Source organism: Paenibacillus sp. FSL R7-0302, assembly GCF_038006885.1.
In the GTDB taxonomy this organism is placed as follows: Bacteria; Bacillota; Bacilli; order Paenibacillales; family Paenibacillaceae; genus Paenibacillus_AQ.
On the sequence record NZ_JBBOWB010000002.1, the window covers coordinates 228,453 to 243,589 of the forward strand.

A 15,137-nucleotide genomic window follows, 5' to 3' on the forward strand; every position below is an offset into this window, starting at 1 on the left:
AAGCATAATACATACAATAAAAATAAGCCTTAAGACCCAAAAATTAGGATCATTAAGGCTTATACTTTTCATAATTATTTCATTATCGATTCATCTTACACGATTATACCGATTTCGGCGGCTGTAAGGCGCGCATGCTGTTCAGTACAGCGAGTACAGTAACTCCGACATCTGAGAATACGGCCTCCCACATCGTGGCAATTCCGAACGCTCCCAGCAGCAGGAAGACCGCTTTGACTCCCAGCGCAAAAGCAATGTTCTGCCAGACAATGGTCCGCGTCCGTTTGGCGATCCCGATGGCGGAAGCGATTTTGGAAGGCTCATCCGTCATGATTACAATATCCGCTGCCTCAATGGCCGCATCCGAGCCAAGTCCGCCCATGGCAATCCCGACATCCGCTCTGGCCAGCACCGGAGTATCATTAATCCCGTCCCCGACAAAAATGATCTTCTCCTTCGGTCCCTTTTCCCGCTCCAGCTGTTCAATCGCTGCGACCTTATCTCCCGGCAGCAGCTCAGCATGAATCTCCTGAATGCCCAGCTGTCTGCCGACAGACTCGGCTACCGGAGCGGCGTCACCCGTCAGCATAACCGTCTTGCGGATTCCCAATGCATTCAGAGCCTGAATCGCCTTAAGAGAATCATCCTTCACTTCATCTGCAATGACGAGATAGCCTGCGTAGCGCTTATCTACAGCAATATGAACGATCGTCCCGTACTCCTGCGGAGTTACGCTGGCAATCCCTTCACGCTCCATCAGCCGCGCATTCCCGGCCAGCACTGCCTTCCCCTCCACGGTAACTGCGATGCCGTGGCCGGAAATTTCGTTATAGCCGGTAATGGCTTCACCCGGAATAGCTTCGCCATAGGCTGCACGGATGGATTCCGCAATCGGATGGCCGGAGTGGCTCTCCGCATAAGCCGCTACCCGCAGCAGCTCCTGCTCTGTGAAGCCTTCCGCCGGAACATTGCCGGTTACCGTGAACTGGCCTTTGGTCAAGGTTCCTGTCTTATCGAACACAACGATCTTCACATCATTCAAGGCTTCCAGATAGTTGCTGCCCTTCACCAGAATCCCGTTCTTCGATGCGGCACCGATCCCGCCGAAGAACCCGAGGGGAATCGACACGACAAGCGCACAAGGGCAAGAGATAACGAGGAAGACCAGTGCACGGTAGATCCAGTCGGAGAAGGTGGCTCCGCTCAGAATCAGCGGCGGAATCACGGCCAGCAGCAGCGCTGTTATGACTACGACCGGCGTATAGGCACGGGCGAATTTGGTGATGAAATTCTCTGTCTTTGCTTTGTTATTCGTAGCATTCTGGACCAGCTCCAGAATCTGCGAGACTGCCGATTCACCGAAGTCCTTGGTCACTTCAATGGTAATCACACCATTGCGGTTAATGAATCCGCTGAGTACCTCGCTGCCCGGTTGAGTAGAACGGGGAACGGATTCTCCGGTCAGTGCCGAGGTATCCATCATCGCGTTGCCCTCCAGAATAATCCCGTCCAGCGGAACCTTCTCACCGGGCTTAACTACGATGCTGTCTCCTACTCTAACCTCTTCGGGGGACACTTTCCGCAGATTACTGCCTTCCTTCAGATAGGCGAACTCCGGCCGGATATCCATCAGCGCTGTGATCGAACGGCGTGAACGGTTCACCGCCATTCCCTGGAACAGCTCACCTACCTGATAGAAGAGCATAACCGCAACGCCTTCGGGATATTCGCCGATGGCGAAGGCGCCGATGGTCGCAAGGGCCATCAGGAAGTTCTCATCGAACACCTGGCCCCTTACAATATTCCGGGCAGCGGCGAGGACGACCTCTCCGCCGACAATCAGATAAGCTGCCAGGAAGATCAGCAGCTCGGTGATCCCGCTGACCGGCAGGAACATCCCGGCCGCAGCCAGAATGGCACCGCCGCCCAGCCGCATCAGGATGCGGCGCGTATCGCCCTCCCCATGGTCATGGCTGTGTCCGTGGCCATGTGATTCCTCCTGGCTGTGGTTATGCTTAGCAGCATGTGAATGCTGGTGCCCTTCTTCTTGGGAATGCCCTTCTCCGTGGGCATGCTCATGACCTTGCGGTTCGCCGTGGGAATGAACATGCCCCTGTCCTTGAACCGCTACACCGCGCACCTGAGCTGCACCCTCCGCAGACAACGGCTTCTTGACCGCCCGTGAAGCTTGAACTGCCCGCGGCTTCACATGCGGCTCCAGCTTGGTTACCGTATGCTCAGCCTGCTTCGCGATTTCATCCGCAGCAGCAGCTGTTGTCTCCAGTGTCATGGTCTTCGTCGCGAAGTTGACGGAGCAGGAGGACACGCCTTCGATCTTCTTGACCTTATTCTCGATCTTCATAGCGCAATTCGCGCAGTCCAGCCCATCCAGGACCCACTTGCGCTTCACATTGTCTTCTACCGTACTCAAATGACTCATCTCCCTTGATCGTTCCTATATATGAGTATTTGTTCATATGTTAACTTACACTTATTATATTCCCCTGAATCATACAGTGTCAATGCATTCAGCCCACAGATTGTGGCAAAAATAAAAATAACAAAAGCTTGTAATTTGCCTGCTGCCGTCATAATATTAACATATGAGCAATCATTCATATGTTAACTGAAAAGGGGTCCTACCTAATGAACAATTCCAAAATGAACAACGTTAGACCTTCCGGGCAGCACCAGCATGCAGCAAATTCGAACAGACATGGATCGGAGCCCCCCGGTCATGAGAATGCAGAGCATACGCACAACGATTCACATGCTCATTCGCACGCTGGCGGGCATTCGCATTCCCACTCCCACTCCCATTCACATGCACCGGATAATAAGAAAGGCCTGCTGATCGCCTTAATCATCACCGGCGGTATTATGTTTCTTGAATTCTTCGGCGGCCTGCTCACCGGGAGCCTGGCTCTTTTGTCCGACTCGGGGCATATGCTCAGCGACACCGCTTCCCTTGCCCTTAGCCTTGTGGCCATGATTATCGCGGTGAAGCCGGCATCCTCCAAGAACTCTTACGGCTTCCACCGGTTTGAGATTATGGCGGCTTTGTTCAACGGGGTGACCCTGTTTGTAATCTCGGGATTCATTATGTATGAAGCTTTCCAGCGCTTCTCCTCCCCTCCGGTGGTAGCCAGCGGAACAATGATGCTGATTGCCAGTGTCGGACTGCTGGCCAACCTCGTCAGTGCATGGTCGCTGATGCGCAAAAGCGGGGCTAAAGACAACATCAATATCCGCAGCGCTTATCTGCATGTGATCAGCGATGCTCTTGGTTCCGTCGGCGCGCTGGCGGCCGGTCTGATTATGAACCTGTTCTCCTGGTATGTGGCAGACCCTATCATCAGTGTGCTGGTCGCCCTGCTCATCCTGCGCAGCGCCTGGGGTGTCATCAAGCAGGCCTTCCATATCCTTATGGAAGGAACTCCGCTTAGCGTGAATGCTGATGATGTCGAGAAGGCGCTACTGGCAATTGAAGGGGTTCAGGATGTGCATGACCTGCATATCTGGACCATCACCTCCGGCCTGGATGCTCTCAGCGGTCATCTGCTGATCAAGGACGGGGTGAATTCGGAACAGGTACTGCAACTGGCACTTAAAATGGTGGAAGAGAATTTCGGCATCCGGCACACCACACTGCAGATTGAGAATTCCACTGTGAAGCACGGTCACCTTCCGGTCTGAGGAAGAGGTGGTAAGCGGGTAAGGGTGAGGGAGTGTGAGAGTCCAAGCGAGTCCGTGAGAAGCCGAGAAATTTGAGGGAGTACGAGGAAAACCTAACGATTCTGTAGGCCTGCCGATTGTATGCTGTTTTCCACATACATTCGGCCACTTGCCCTCACAACGACCGATTGTATGCTGTTTTCCACATACATTCGGGCCACTTGTCCTCACGACCACCATTTGTATGCTGTTTTCCACATATATTCGAACCACTTGCCCTCACGACCACCGAATGTATGCTGTTTTCCACATACATTTGGTTTATCGCACATCATAATATAAAAGGGGCTGCCCCAAGCCACTACCTGGCTTTGGGACAGCCCCTTTTCCTGTCATAACAATCTATTCATGCCGGATATGCTCATGAGTCTGCAGGAAGATCTGCTCCACATGCGCGTCATTCAGCGAATAATATACGGTCTTGCCTTCCTTGCGGCGCTTCACAATCCGCAGGTTCCGCAGATAGCGGAGCTGATGGGAGACTGCCGACTGTCCCATATCCAGTATGGAGGACAAGTCATGCACACATAGCTCCTGCTGGGATAACGCGTAGATCAGCCGAACTCTTGTCGGATCACCCAGTGCCTTGAACATTTCTGCCATCTTATCTGTGATCTCACGGTCCGGCAGAATCAAGGCCATAGATTCCGGTTCCAGTTCGGAACCATTACAGGTGTTGTCGCATTCTTCAAGTGCCGCTGGTTCCATGCTCCCGCCCTCCTCCATATGCTCATCCGGCATCACCGGCGCTTAATAGTATCTTCTACGATTAATTATAGAAAAAATGGCGTCCAATGTCCATGGAGAAGGGAATCTTATACCGCCTTACGCCAAAAGGCCATCAAGCCAGCACCCAGGAACAGAAGCAGGCTCCCCGCCACGACAATCATCAGGCTCTCCAGCGGCAGGTTGAAGGCGCCGAACCGTTCTTCGCCGAAGGGGGACATGGCCAGCGTCGGCTGCACCCATGGATAATAAGGACCGTAGGTGGAAGAATTGGCAATCAGTATGTTAGGAATGGTGAAGCAGACATTCAGCGCAAGCGGGGCGCCGAAGCTGCTCCAGCCTTGAGATATCGCCAGTTGCAGTGCAGCCAGCGGCAGGCAGGCAAACCAGCCTCCGAACAGGCTGTTCAGCAGCAGCCCCCAGGGAACTCCCCCTTCTGCACCCCGATACCATCCTACTCCCAGAACCCCTGCAAGAAACAGCAGCTGAACCGCACCCAGCAGCGCTACAATTAATGCATATTTGGCAAAATATACGGAGGTCCGTGTAACCGGAAGCGCCAGGAGCTGCTTCCAGCCGCCGTCACTATGCTCATTGCGGCAGATTAAAGCGGCGAAGAGCCCAGAGAGTACCGGAAGAAACAGCAGCGCATGTACCGCTGACATTGTGCTCAGCAGAACCTGCCAGGTTATCATCCTATCCTCTTGCATGTCCGAAAGCGCGCCTATCGGCAGAGAGACCAGCGGACTGAGCAGAATTAACAGCCAGGTGCGGAATCCGGCTATCTTCATGCCCTCCGCAGACAATATTCGCAGGAAAGTCCGCATATTCAGTCCACATCCTTTCGCGCGAAATGTATGGCTCCCGGCAGTAGTACCAGGAGTCCAAGCAACAGACCGGCTCCGCTGAACAGCCAAGGACGCGGATCGCTCCAGGCCAAGGCCGGCCAGGAGAGCGGGACCCATTCCGTGAAGTACACACCGAACGGGCTGACCAGCGAGAGTGTCAATCCCAACGATACCGGAAGGGTCTGGTTCCGGCTGGATAGAGAGAGCCACAGCTGAAGTGCAATGACAGGCATGGCCCCAGCGTAAGCGGCGAAGCCCATCCGCAGGATGTCCGCAAGCGGTATCGGCTGAGCGCCGAAGCCGAGCAGCAGCCCGAGGACGACAGTTCCTGCCGACAGCAACAGGCAGGACACGATAAGCAGCAGCAGGCAGAGCAGCAGCTTCGCCATGAACACAGCCGTACGGGAGACAGGCAGCGCCAGAAGCTGCTTCCATGAGCTGGTCTGATGCTCGACATTCGCAATCAGAGAGCAGATCAGTGTACCGCCCAGATATAGGGCAATCGGCACGAAGGGCACGATCTCACTGAGCAGGCCACCCCACAGGTCCTCCCGGTACTGCCCGCGAAGGTAGTCATAACGGAGGCCGAAATTCAGTCCCTGCATGGCGATGAGGCCCAGCGGGCCAAGGAAGGCGAGGAACCATATACCTTTGCCGCGGATCTTAAGCCAGTCCGCCGACAGCGCACGCCACATCATAGCTCCTCTCCCCCAACCACCTGCAGGAAGAATTCCTCCAGAGATTGCCTGTGCTCTTCTACCCTGTAGATCGCATGGCCCTCCTCGACCAGCTCTTTGACCAGCAGCGATACTCTCGCATCACTCATTCGTGGCAGGACCAGCCGGCCTTCATGCAGCTCGCCGCCGCAGCCGCGCCGCACCGCCGTCATCAGCGCAGTCTCCGGCTCCGATAACGCCAGGCGCAGATAGCCGGCCGCCTGCTGCTGGAGATGGGAAATGGTATCCTGGTAGACCATCTGCCCCTCGCGGATAATGCCGACCGTACCGGCCATTTGCTCAATCTCGCTCAGCAGATGGCTGGATACCAGCACTGTAATGCCTTGCTCTCCAGGCAGCCGCTTGATCAGGGACCGGATCTCCTGTATGCCTGACGGGTCCAGCCCGTTGGTCGGCTCATCGAGAATCAGCAGCTCCGGGCTGCCCAGCAGAGCTGCTGCAATCCCCAGCCGCTGCTTCATGCCCAGCGAGAAGCCCTTGACCGGCCGCGTCTCCTCCCCGGTAAGCGATACGATCTCCAGCACCTCGGCAATACGCACTTTGGGCACACCCAGAATGCGGCGGATCGCCTCCAGGTTGTCCCATGCACTCAGATGCCCGTAGTAGGACGGCGATTCCACCAGCGAGCCTACCTTGCGCAGAATCTGCATCCGGTTCGCACGCAGCTCCTTGCCGAAGATTTCAATGCTGCCGGAGGTCGGCTTGATCAGGCCGAGCAGCATGCGGATGGTTGTTGTCTTGCCGGCACCGTTCGGTCCGAGGAAGCCGTAGATCTCCCCTTTTGTAATATTGAGATTCAGGTTCTTCACTGCCGCACGGCCGCGGTATTCCTTAAGCAGATTTCTTGTCTCTATCACTGTATCCTTCATTCTCTTCACCTCGGTAACAGCATAACGCCCCAAGGTTAAAAGCACAGAAGCAGCCGGTTTAAATTTTGTTTAAATTGTTCAGGCGTCCCGCTTCCAGATCACAACCTCGGTACCCTTCGCTGTACTCTCCATGCTCCACTCCAGGTCCATCCGCTTCAGCAGCAGGTCGACAATGGACAGTCCCAGACCTGCTCCGGCGGAATCCGTGCTCTGCGCAAGGCCGCCGCCGTGATCCGAGATGATAATCACCCGGTTGCCCTCACGGATCTCCGTAAGAATGCCTACATATAATCCGCTGCGCGCATGACGCAGAATGTTCTGAAACAAATTATCCAGCACCCTGCGGAACCAGCTGTCATCGATCTCCCAGTACAGCGGCGCAGCCTCCAGATCAATATCGATCCGGTACCCCTCCTTCTCCCAGACGGGATACCAGGCGGCGGCGCTCTCCCGTACCAGTCTCAGCACATCCCGGCGTTCCAGAGTCAGCGCGATGCGTCCGCTGTTCAGCAGATTGTAGGACAGCAGGTTCTCAATCAGGATGCCCAGGCTCTCGATCCGCTGATCCATCAGCTCAAGGGAGGACTGGCCGTGCGGTGACAACGGCTCCTTGCCCAGTACATGGAGGTGGCTGCGAATGACGGTCAGCGGAGTCCGCAGATCATGCGACAGATCGGCTACCAGCCGCTTGCGCAGCGCCTCTTCTTCCGCCTCTCTGGCACGGCCTGCCTTAAGCTCCGTCACCATGGTATTGAATGCTTCCTCCAGATGCCCGATCTCATCCGGCTTCCCCGGCGGAACAATCTGCGGCAAGCCCTCCTGCCCGGTGAACGCCATAGCGGTCTGCAGCCGCAGCAGCCTTCTGCGGATCATGATGAAGAAGAGCCAGGAGCTGGTGATGAACAGAAGGAAGAACACCAGCATGGCCATCGTATACCATTTATCCAATCCTGCCGCATACTTGCTCTCCGTAATATCCTCAGGAATCTGCATAACCATGAAGCCCTCGGCGGCCTCTGCCCGGTCTCCTATAAATGCGACAATCGCCAGCGGCTTCAGTGCCGCACTGTCCTTCATGAAGGATACCGCTTCAGCAGCGCTCCACCGGCCGGGAACAGCCGGAGCCTCTCCCGTCTGGAGCAGCGGCGGTCCTGAGGGCTCTGTCACCAGCTGTGTTATGCCCGCATGATCGACCCAGAATATTCTCGACAGCGGGTAGGCTTCGCTTAAGGCCGACAGCCGCCGGGTGATATCCGCAGGGGACTGGTCAAGGAGCTTGCGGGCTTCCTCATGCCACATCATCTCCAGCGTATCCACACTGGAATACTGCTTATACTCCCCGGGTGGACTTGTATGAGTAAGCCCCCCGAAGATACTGTACAGAGCAATCGTCAGCGGAATAACAACCGGCACGAACAGCAGTGCAGCTACGATAATGAGCAGATAGCGAAAAAGCAGCGAACGGTGCAGCAGCTGGAAACGCCCTGCCCTCTTCACCCTCTCACCCGGTAGCCGATTCCCCTCACCGTCTCAATAATCTCCGGCGCGGCCGGATCAAGCTCCAGCTTCTCGCGCAGATAACGGATATGTACCATCAGCGTCTTGTCGCCTTCGATGTAGCTCTCCCCCCAGACCGCCTCATAGATCTGCTCCTTGGTCAGAATCTGGCCCAGGTGCCGCAGCAGATAAGAGAAGATCTGAAACTGCTTGCCGGTAAGCATAATCTCCCGTCCGGTCGCGGCTTCCGTGACCACACTGCTCCCCGGTCTGACAACCAGATGCTTAAGGGTCAACTGAGCCGGCGCGGCAGCTCCGCTTCTTCTCAGCAGAACCTCGATTCTCGCCGCCAGCTCATCGGGATGAAACGGCTTGGTCAGATAATCATCGGCGAAGTCCAGCCCCTGAAGCTTATCGTCAATGGAGGTGCGCGCCGAGAGCATCAGAACCGGCAGCTCCGGATAGGCCCGCTTCAGCCGCTGGCCGACGGTGAAGCCGTCCAGCCCCGGCAGCATCACATCCAGAATCGCAAGCTGGCAGCCCTCTGCAGCTTCAAGCGCCCCGTCTCCGCTCTCCAGCCAGCGCACAGCATATTCCCGTTCCCGCAGGTCTGCCGCTACGACACTGCCGATCTCCCGGTCATCTTCTACGTACAATAGGGTTACACTCACGTTGTTCTCCGTCCTTTCTTCCTTCAACTGGCAAAACAAATCCCCGGATACCGGCAGTCTTGAGGTCTGCCGGTATCCGGGGAGAATCATACTTGCTGTTCAGGCCGTAATTCCGAACCTTCCCGGCGGCTTATCCTCCGGCAGCCCGAACAGATAGCCTTGTCCCAGGTCCATACCGAGATCACGGCAGACCAGGAATTCCTCACGGCGTTCAATGCCTTCAGCCAGCAGGCTTGCACCGAATTCGCCAGCCCTGGAGATGATCTCTCTAAGCATCCGCTGCTTCCCCTCATCCCGGTCACAGAAGCTGATCAGGCTACGGTCAACCTTGACATAATCCGGCTGGAGGCTGGACATCAGCTCAACCGTCGAGTAGCCCGCGCCTACATCATCCAGTGCAACCCGCATCCCCTGCTGGCGGTATTCGGCGAAGATGGCGCGCAGATGTGCAATATCGCTGATCTGCTCCGTCTCCACTACTTCAAATACATAATCCTCCGGGTTCTGGTCCAGCCTCCGGATCGCCTCGAAGGTATGAGTCAGACAATACTTGGGATTATAAATAGAAGAGGGCAGGAAGTTAATGAACCGCTTAATGCCCTTGGGCAGCAGCTTACTGCCGGTCTCTATCGCCGAGATCCGGGCGGCCCGGTCAAGGAAGGAATGAAACCCTGTCCGCCGGGCAATCTCAAACAGCTCATAGGGCTGAAAATAACTGCCCTGGGGCAGCGGGCGCAGCAGAAATTCAAAGCCGACAATCTCCTCGCTGAAATTCACAATCGGCTGCATGTGGCTGCAAAAATCATGGCTCATAATGATGGACACCAGATTCTCGTTAGCGAAGCGGACCTTCAGCTGATCGAAGGTCAGCCACCGGTCCGGAGCCGCAGGGGCACCTTTGCTCTTAACGCATACGGATAAGGAGTCCGCTATGTCCTTAGCCGCCACCAGCATTTCTATCAGCTTCAACAGCTCTTCCTTACGATGATATGGAATGATACAGGTCTTGCTTGTCTCAAATGCTTCATAACCGGCATTCCGGATGGCAGCAGCCAGCGGATCAGAGCAGGGGCGGAGCTTCAGCTCCCCTTGATCCTCTATCGGGTCGATGTCAGCACAATCAACACAGTTCATGGCAATCCCCTCCGCCTCATGATGTCGATAACCTGAGGCCATTATAGCATGATTCCTCCGGCACGATCAGGAAAGAAGCCGCAAAAAGAGCCCCTTATGAACCATGAAGGTCCGTAAGAGGCCCGGATTGCCGGGCTATGCAGTACTTAGGCTTAGGCGGGAGATTCACCGGTTCCCGGCCACCACAATCCTTTTACCGGAGACAGCCGATTAAGACTGCCATACCCCGTGCTCACCGTTCTTGCCCATATATTCAATCCGTGAAGGTGACAGCTCAAGAATGACATAATCGGGATCATCCGGTCCCTTGAACCATTTCTCCAGGGACTCATTCCATACCTTAGAGCGCAAGCCGTCATCCTTCGTCACGGCAACCGTAGCTTCAATCTCCAGTACATCCTTGCCGCCGCCCTGTTCATAGCCAAGCAAGAGACAAGCATTAGGATTATCCTGAAGCTCTTCTACCTTATGCGTCTTGCGGTTAGTTGCCAGATAGATGGACAGCCCGTCATGAAATACCGCCATGTAACGCACCTTAGGCTTGTTACCGGCCTCAATCGTGCCGAAGGAACCGAACCTGTTGTCGTCCAGCACCTGTATGATTGTTTTCTCCAGCTCTTTGTTATCCATTGACGTCACAGCTCCCTTCAAAATTCATGTGAATATAAGTTTATATATTCACGTCCTTGGTTTGGATTTATGATTAACCTGTGCCTAATATAGTGTACCCTTCCCGTTCATTCTGAATCCCGCCATCTGTTCATAAATTGATTCATAAGGAGTCTTATTCTTGAAAAAACTAATCTGGATCGGCTGTCTCTCCTATTTCGTAATCGGCCTCGCCCATGTTGTGCTGGGCTCCATTCTGCCAGTGCTGCTCCAGCATTATGACCGCAGCTACAGTGCAGGGGGCGAGCTGATCTTCAGCCAGTTCGCGGGCTTCCTGGCCGGCGTACTGGTCTCGCCGCTGCTGAACCGGCGGTTCGGCAAGCGCGGCGGCATTCTGATTGCCACCGGCCTGCTGCTATGCGCCGAGATTGCCTATGCCTTCCTCCCGCCCTGGGGCTGGATGTACGTAATTGCCGTAGCCGCAGGGTTCGGCTTCGGGATGATCGAAGCCGTCATCGGCACGATTATTATAGCCGCAGTCACCGAAGGAACGGCCGTTGCCATGAGCCGGCTGGAGGTGCTGTTCGGTGTCGGGGCGCTGCTCATGCCGCTGGCGGCCAGTCCGCTGATTGCCGCAGGGCAGTGGAGGCTGGCCTTCCTGATCGTTGCCGCCTGCTCCCTCCTCTCGCTGCTCTTCTGGGCGAAGAGCAGCTTCGGCCCGCTGGACAGCGCGCTGAATGAGCGGCCTGCCCGCCCTGACCGCGCTGCGGCAACGGGAACCACCAGAAGATTGTCCTTGCCCTACAAGGGCAAGCAATGGGTGGTGCTTGGCTTGTTCATTCTGTTCTTCTTTCTTTATGTAGGCACTGAGATGAGCCTGGTGAATTTCATGCCGGCGATCTTCATCGCGAAGCTGGGCATGAGCGAGGCCACGGCTGCACTCACGGTGACCTTCTTCTGGCTCGCCATGTCGGCGGGCAGACTGTTCGCCGGTGTCATCGCCGAGAAAATTTCCTACCGCATCTATGTGCTCGTCAGCTGCTTTGCCGCTTTGCTGCTGCTCGTTATTTTCCCGTTCGCCGGTCACCGGCTTGCCGCTTTTGCGATCATCCTGCTGCTTGGCCTGTTCATGTCCGGCATCTTCTCGATCGCGCTGGTCTTCTCCAGTAAGCTGCTGCCCGGCGCGGAAGAATCGACGCCCAGCATTATGATCGCCTCCGGCGGAATTGGCGGCGCAGTACTGCCGCTACTGACCGGCTGGTCCATGGATCATCTGCAGATCGCCCAGACTTCGGGACTTTTGGCCGCTTTTGCCGCGCTGTTATTCGTGCTGAGCGTAACCGCCTGGAGAATCGGGTAATTGTATACAACAAGGTCCATATTCTGTGAATAAGGATGGAACCCACACATGGCTGAACTGCATTCCGAGCCCACTCTGCATACCGCCTTGCTGCAATTCATTTTCCCCTTTTCGATTAAGGCGGAAGTCGATCAAGAGCTGATTGAGAGTCTTCAGGAGGATGGATTTACGCGTTTTTTTCTTGAGAACAAAGAACTGGAGCATGCCTATTACGGAGAGAATCACTGTGTATCCCATGAGAAAATGGAGCGCAGCTATCTTCCGTTTGCCGCTCATGTCTTGTTTCCGCGTGAGAAGGACAGGGATTCCTTCCGCCGCTTTTCCCGGGCCAATGATCTGCTGTGCGGGCTTCAAATGCCCTTCCAGACGATTCCCTTCCGCGTGCTGTCGACCGATGTGTTCCTCTGCCCGTTCGAGCTGGGCTTCCTGACGGTAAGAGTGGCTATTGAGGAGGAGAATCTCCCCTTCAGCATGGTGCTCGAATTCGCCGACCGGTTCCGCAACCTGGAGGATGTAAGCTTTCAGGATGAGCATACCTTCATCCATTGTCATAAGAAGTCTTTTGCCCGGGTGGAGGACTTCGTGTTCAGGCATCTGGCAGCCGGGCTGGAGCCGTATCTCGATCCTGCAGAGACGAATGGCAATTATTTCGAGACCCTGCCCTTCTTCGTCGATGAACGGATGCTGGTGCAGGCCTTCTACGGCGTTAATCTCCCGGAGGATGAGGAAGAGATCAGTGTCGAGCTGCTCTACCGGGCCTCCCAAGTGGACGGTCTGAGCATCGACGGCACCCCCTATATGAGCGCAAGTGATCCAGACTATATCAAGCAGTATACCCGGGAGCATTGCTATAGCCGCTGGGGGCCGGACACCTACTATATGACCAATGAGCAGACCTTCTGCTGCGTGAGCCGGGCGAAGCCGGAGATTGCCGCCCAGCTGATCAGCCAGATGTACGGCGAGTATTATTACGGAATGCTGCTGAGTATTTTTCATAAAATCGTGCTGCTGAAGCTCGCCAACCTCCACTCCCGGCTGCGCATCAACCACGACAACGACGAGATCGAGAATCTGATCTTCCTGATCAACAAATTCTCGGCCAAATTCTATTTTCTGGAGCTGATCTCGCAGTCGCAGGGGCGGGAGATTTTTTTTCAGCTGCGTAAGGTGTATGGCAATGATGCCTTGTTCGATGAGGTGAAAATGACCCTGAATGACCTGTTCCAGTACCAGGACAAATTCCAGGCCAAACGGCGGGATACGCTCCTGATGGTGCTCACCGTATTTACGGTCATCAGCGGGATATACGGGATGAATCAGGTCATCGAGGATCTGAAGGGCCAGATCGACTGGAGCAAAATGCTGGAGTACTCCGCGTTCGAGTATCTGGCTCTGTTCCTGACCTTCTCGGGGATCACCGTCAGTGTCGGCTTAACGCTGAGAGAGATCTGGAACGGCATCCGCAGCCGCCGCAAGAAGCGGCATTATACGAGGGATTAAGACACAGAGGGTGGACAACGGCAGGACTGCCGTCTATAATACACCGTAAGAACATAGCAATACCCGTGAACTTTATAGAACCAGGGGTGCTGGAATTGGCCGGCTGAGATTGTATCCCACAAGATACTGACCCTTACACCTGATCTGGATAATGCCAGCGTAGGAATCTTCATTCAGCACAGTGCCTTGAGCGGTACTGAAGCTGAAGTCCCCTCACGCAAGTCACTGGCGTCCCGATCATCGGGACGCTTTTTTGATTCTAAGGATGTACAGGAATAAGGTTTCTGTAAGCTCTGAAGACCAGGGGTTGCTGGAAGGAGAGAGAAAGAGAAATGGGAGTCAAAAAAACAGTCACACTACTGCTCAGCTCCATGCTGCTGCTCACCGTAGCGGGATGTGGCGGCGGGAACCACAGCGGCAATGCGGGGGCCAGCGCACCTGCTGCCGGTAACAGCACGGCTGCACCTGATGCAACCGCAGCCGCACCCACGGATGCACCTAAGGCGCTGACCCCGGTCAAGATTGCCCTGGACTGGACGCCGAACACGAATCATACCGGCCTGTATGCTGCCAAGGAGCTGGGCTATTACGCGGAGGAAGGTCTTGATGTGCAGATTGTACAGCCTGGTGCTGCCGGTTCCGACACAATGGTCACTTCTGGTGAAGCCCAGTTCGGCATCAGCGCCCAGGAGGCGCTGACCCTGGCCCGTCTGCAGGATGTGCCGCTGGTATCGATTGCTGCAATCATTCAGCATAATACCTCGGGCTTCGCGGCTCCGAAGGACCGCAATATTAAGACGCCGAAGGATTTTGAAGGCAAAACATACGGAGGCTGGGGCTCCCCTGCGGAGCAGGCTGCCATGAAAGCCATCATGGACCCCGAAGGCGGGGATGTCTCCAAGGTGAAGCTGGTGAATATCGGCGAAGCGGACTTTTTTACAGCCGTGAAGCGGGATATTGACTTCGCCTGGATCTTCTATGCCTGGACCGGCGTGGAAGCGGAGCTGCGCGGGGAGCCGCTGGATATGCTGTATCTGAAGGATTACGCTCCGCAGTTGGACTACTACACACCAGTCCTGACCACCAGTGAGAAGGAGATCGCCGAGCATCCTGAAGTGGTGAAGGCATTCCTGAAGGCTACGTCAAAAGGCTATCAGTACGCCATCGACCACCCGGAAGAAGCCGCGACGGTCTTGTCTGATGCTGTCCCTGATCTGGACCCCAAGCTGGTGCTGGCCAGCCAGAAATGGCTTAGCCCGAAATACAAGGACGACGCCCCGCGCTGGGGTGAGCAGAAGCTTGAGATCTGGAAGAACTACGCCGACTGGATGTACGGCCTGAAGCTGCTGGATAAGCCGCTGGATGCGGAGAGTACGTTTACGAATGAATTTTTGCCGGAATCATAATGAGCCCGCATGGCGGGAATCTTATACCTAACTTGAAAGGAATGA

General features: G+C 55.4%; 13 protein-coding genes and 1 riboswitch. Of the genes, 4 read left to right on the top strand and 9 right to left on the bottom strand.

Translation table 11 applies throughout. The features are described 5' to 3' along the window. Positions 1 to 103: 103 nt before the first annotated feature. Positions 104 to 2,431, bottom strand: a complete 2,328-nt coding sequence (locus tag MKY96_RS26685; RefSeq protein WP_340945111.1) for a heavy metal translocating P-type ATPase — start codon at positions 2,429 to 2,431, stop codon at positions 104 to 106. Between the two features lie 215 nt (positions 2,432 to 2,646). Here MKY96_RS26685 and MKY96_RS26690 point away from each other — a divergent pair, with 215 nt between their 5' ends. After that, on the top strand, positions 2,647 to 3,696 hold the full coding sequence (locus MKY96_RS26690) for a cation diffusion facilitator family transporter (RefSeq protein ID WP_340945114.1): 1,050 nt from the start codon (positions 2,647 to 2,649) through the stop codon (positions 3,694 to 3,696). A 381-nt stretch (positions 3,697 to 4,077) separates the two neighbouring features. Here MKY96_RS26690 and MKY96_RS26695 read toward each other — a convergent pair whose 3' ends face one another. From MKY96_RS26695 to MKY96_RS26730, 8 genes are all read right to left on the bottom strand, one after another. After that, entirely contained in the window at positions 4,078 to 4,443 is a 366-nt protein-coding gene (locus tag MKY96_RS26695) for an ArsR/SmtB family transcription factor (protein ID WP_036732785.1), read from the bottom strand. Positions 4,444 to 4,550: 107 nt separating this feature from the next. After that, positions 4,551 to 5,288 carry an ABC transporter permease gene (locus MKY96_RS26700; protein WP_340945116.1) on the bottom strand — a complete coding sequence of 246 codons (738 nt, stop codon included), beginning with the start codon at positions 5,286 to 5,288 and terminating at the stop codon, positions 4,551 to 4,553. 2 nt (positions 5,289 to 5,290) lie between these two features. Then, positions 5,291 to 6,007: an ABC transporter permease gene (locus MKY96_RS26705; protein ID WP_340945119.1), complete on the bottom strand. Its 717-nt coding sequence runs from the start codon at positions 6,005 to 6,007 to the stop codon at positions 5,291 to 5,293. Continuing rightward, positions 6,004 to 6,915, bottom strand: a complete 912-nt coding sequence (locus tag MKY96_RS26710; protein WP_340945121.1) for an ABC transporter ATP-binding protein — start codon at positions 6,913 to 6,915, stop codon at positions 6,004 to 6,006. The genes MKY96_RS26705 and MKY96_RS26710 overlap by 4 nt, the downstream gene beginning before the upstream one ends. Positions 6,916 to 6,993: 78 nt before the next feature. Then, positions 6,994 to 8,412: a sensor histidine kinase gene (locus MKY96_RS26715; RefSeq protein WP_340945124.1), complete on the bottom strand. Its 1,419-nt coding sequence runs from the start codon at positions 8,410 to 8,412 to the stop codon at positions 6,994 to 6,996. Further along, positions 8,409 to 9,083, bottom strand: coding sequence for a response regulator transcription factor (locus MKY96_RS26720; protein WP_340946767.1), 675 nt, complete (start codon positions 9,081 to 9,083; stop codon positions 8,409 to 8,411). The genes MKY96_RS26715 and MKY96_RS26720 overlap by 4 nt, the downstream gene beginning before the upstream one ends. A 99-nt stretch (positions 9,084 to 9,182) precedes the next feature. Next, positions 9,183 to 10,217, bottom strand: a complete 1,035-nt coding sequence (locus MKY96_RS26725) for an EAL domain-containing protein (RefSeq protein ID WP_340945126.1) — start codon at positions 10,215 to 10,217, stop codon at positions 9,183 to 9,185. A 210-nt stretch (positions 10,218 to 10,427) separates the two neighbouring features. Beyond that, positions 10,428 to 10,847 (bottom strand): pyridoxamine 5'-phosphate oxidase family protein, encoded by a 420-nt coding sequence (locus tag MKY96_RS26730; RefSeq protein ID WP_340945129.1) that lies wholly within the window; start codon positions 10,845 to 10,847, stop codon positions 10,428 to 10,430. Between the two features lie 160 nt (positions 10,848 to 11,007). On the opposite strand from MKY96_RS26730, the gene MKY96_RS26735 reads away from it, so the two are divergent. The 3 genes from MKY96_RS26735 (at position 11,008) to MKY96_RS26745 (ending at position 15,092) form a co-directional block, all read left to right on the top strand. Continuing rightward, positions 11,008 to 12,186 carry an MFS transporter gene (locus MKY96_RS26735; protein ID WP_340945133.1) on the top strand — a complete coding sequence of 393 codons (1,179 nt, stop codon included), beginning with the start codon at positions 11,008 to 11,010 and terminating at the stop codon, positions 12,184 to 12,186. 48 nt (positions 12,187 to 12,234) lie between these two features. Further along, a complete protein-coding gene (locus MKY96_RS26740) occupies positions 12,235 to 13,686 on the top strand; it encodes a hypothetical protein (RefSeq protein ID WP_340945136.1) in 1,452 nt (483 codons plus the stop codon). Positions 13,687 to 13,758: 72 nt separating this feature from the next. Then, positions 13,759 to 13,869, top strand: a riboswitch (TPP riboswitch). Positions 13,870 to 14,018: 149 nt separating this feature from the next. Continuing rightward, complete coding sequence (locus MKY96_RS26745) at positions 14,019 to 15,092, top strand: ABC transporter substrate-binding protein (RefSeq protein WP_340945139.1); 1,074 nt, start codon at positions 14,019 to 14,021, stop codon at positions 15,090 to 15,092. Positions 15,093 to 15,137 lie beyond the last annotated feature (45 nt).

Coding starts and splice junctions, on each gene's coding strand:
- MKY96_RS26690 (WP_340945114.1), top strand. CDS start 2,647: ATGAACAATTCCAAAATGAACAACGTTAGACCTTCCGGGCAGCACCAG.
- MKY96_RS26695 (WP_036732785.1), bottom strand. CDS start 4,443: ATGGAACCAGCGGCACTTGAAGAATGCGACAACACCTGTAATGGTTCC.
- MKY96_RS26700 (WP_340945116.1), bottom strand. CDS start 5,288: ATGCGGACTTTCCTGCGAATATTGTCTGCGGAGGGCATGAAGATAGCC.
- MKY96_RS26705 (WP_340945119.1), bottom strand. CDS start 6,007: ATGATGTGGCGTGCGCTGTCGGCGGACTGGCTTAAGATCCGCGGCAAA.
- MKY96_RS26710 (WP_340945121.1), bottom strand. CDS start 6,915: ATGAAGGATACAGTGATAGAGACAAGAAATCTGCTTAAGGAATACCGC.
- MKY96_RS26725 (WP_340945126.1), bottom strand. CDS start 10,217: ATGAACTGTGTTGATTGTGCTGACATCGACCCGATAGAGGATCAAGGG.
- MKY96_RS26730 (WP_340945129.1), bottom strand. CDS start 10,847: ATGGATAACAAAGAGCTGGAGAAAACAATCATACAGGTGCTGGACGAC.
- MKY96_RS26740 (WP_340945136.1), top strand. CDS start 12,235: ATGGCTGAACTGCATTCCGAGCCCACTCTGCATACCGCCTTGCTGCAA.
- MKY96_RS26745 (WP_340945139.1), top strand. CDS start 14,019: ATGGGAGTCAAAAAAACAGTCACACTACTGCTCAGCTCCATGCTGCTG.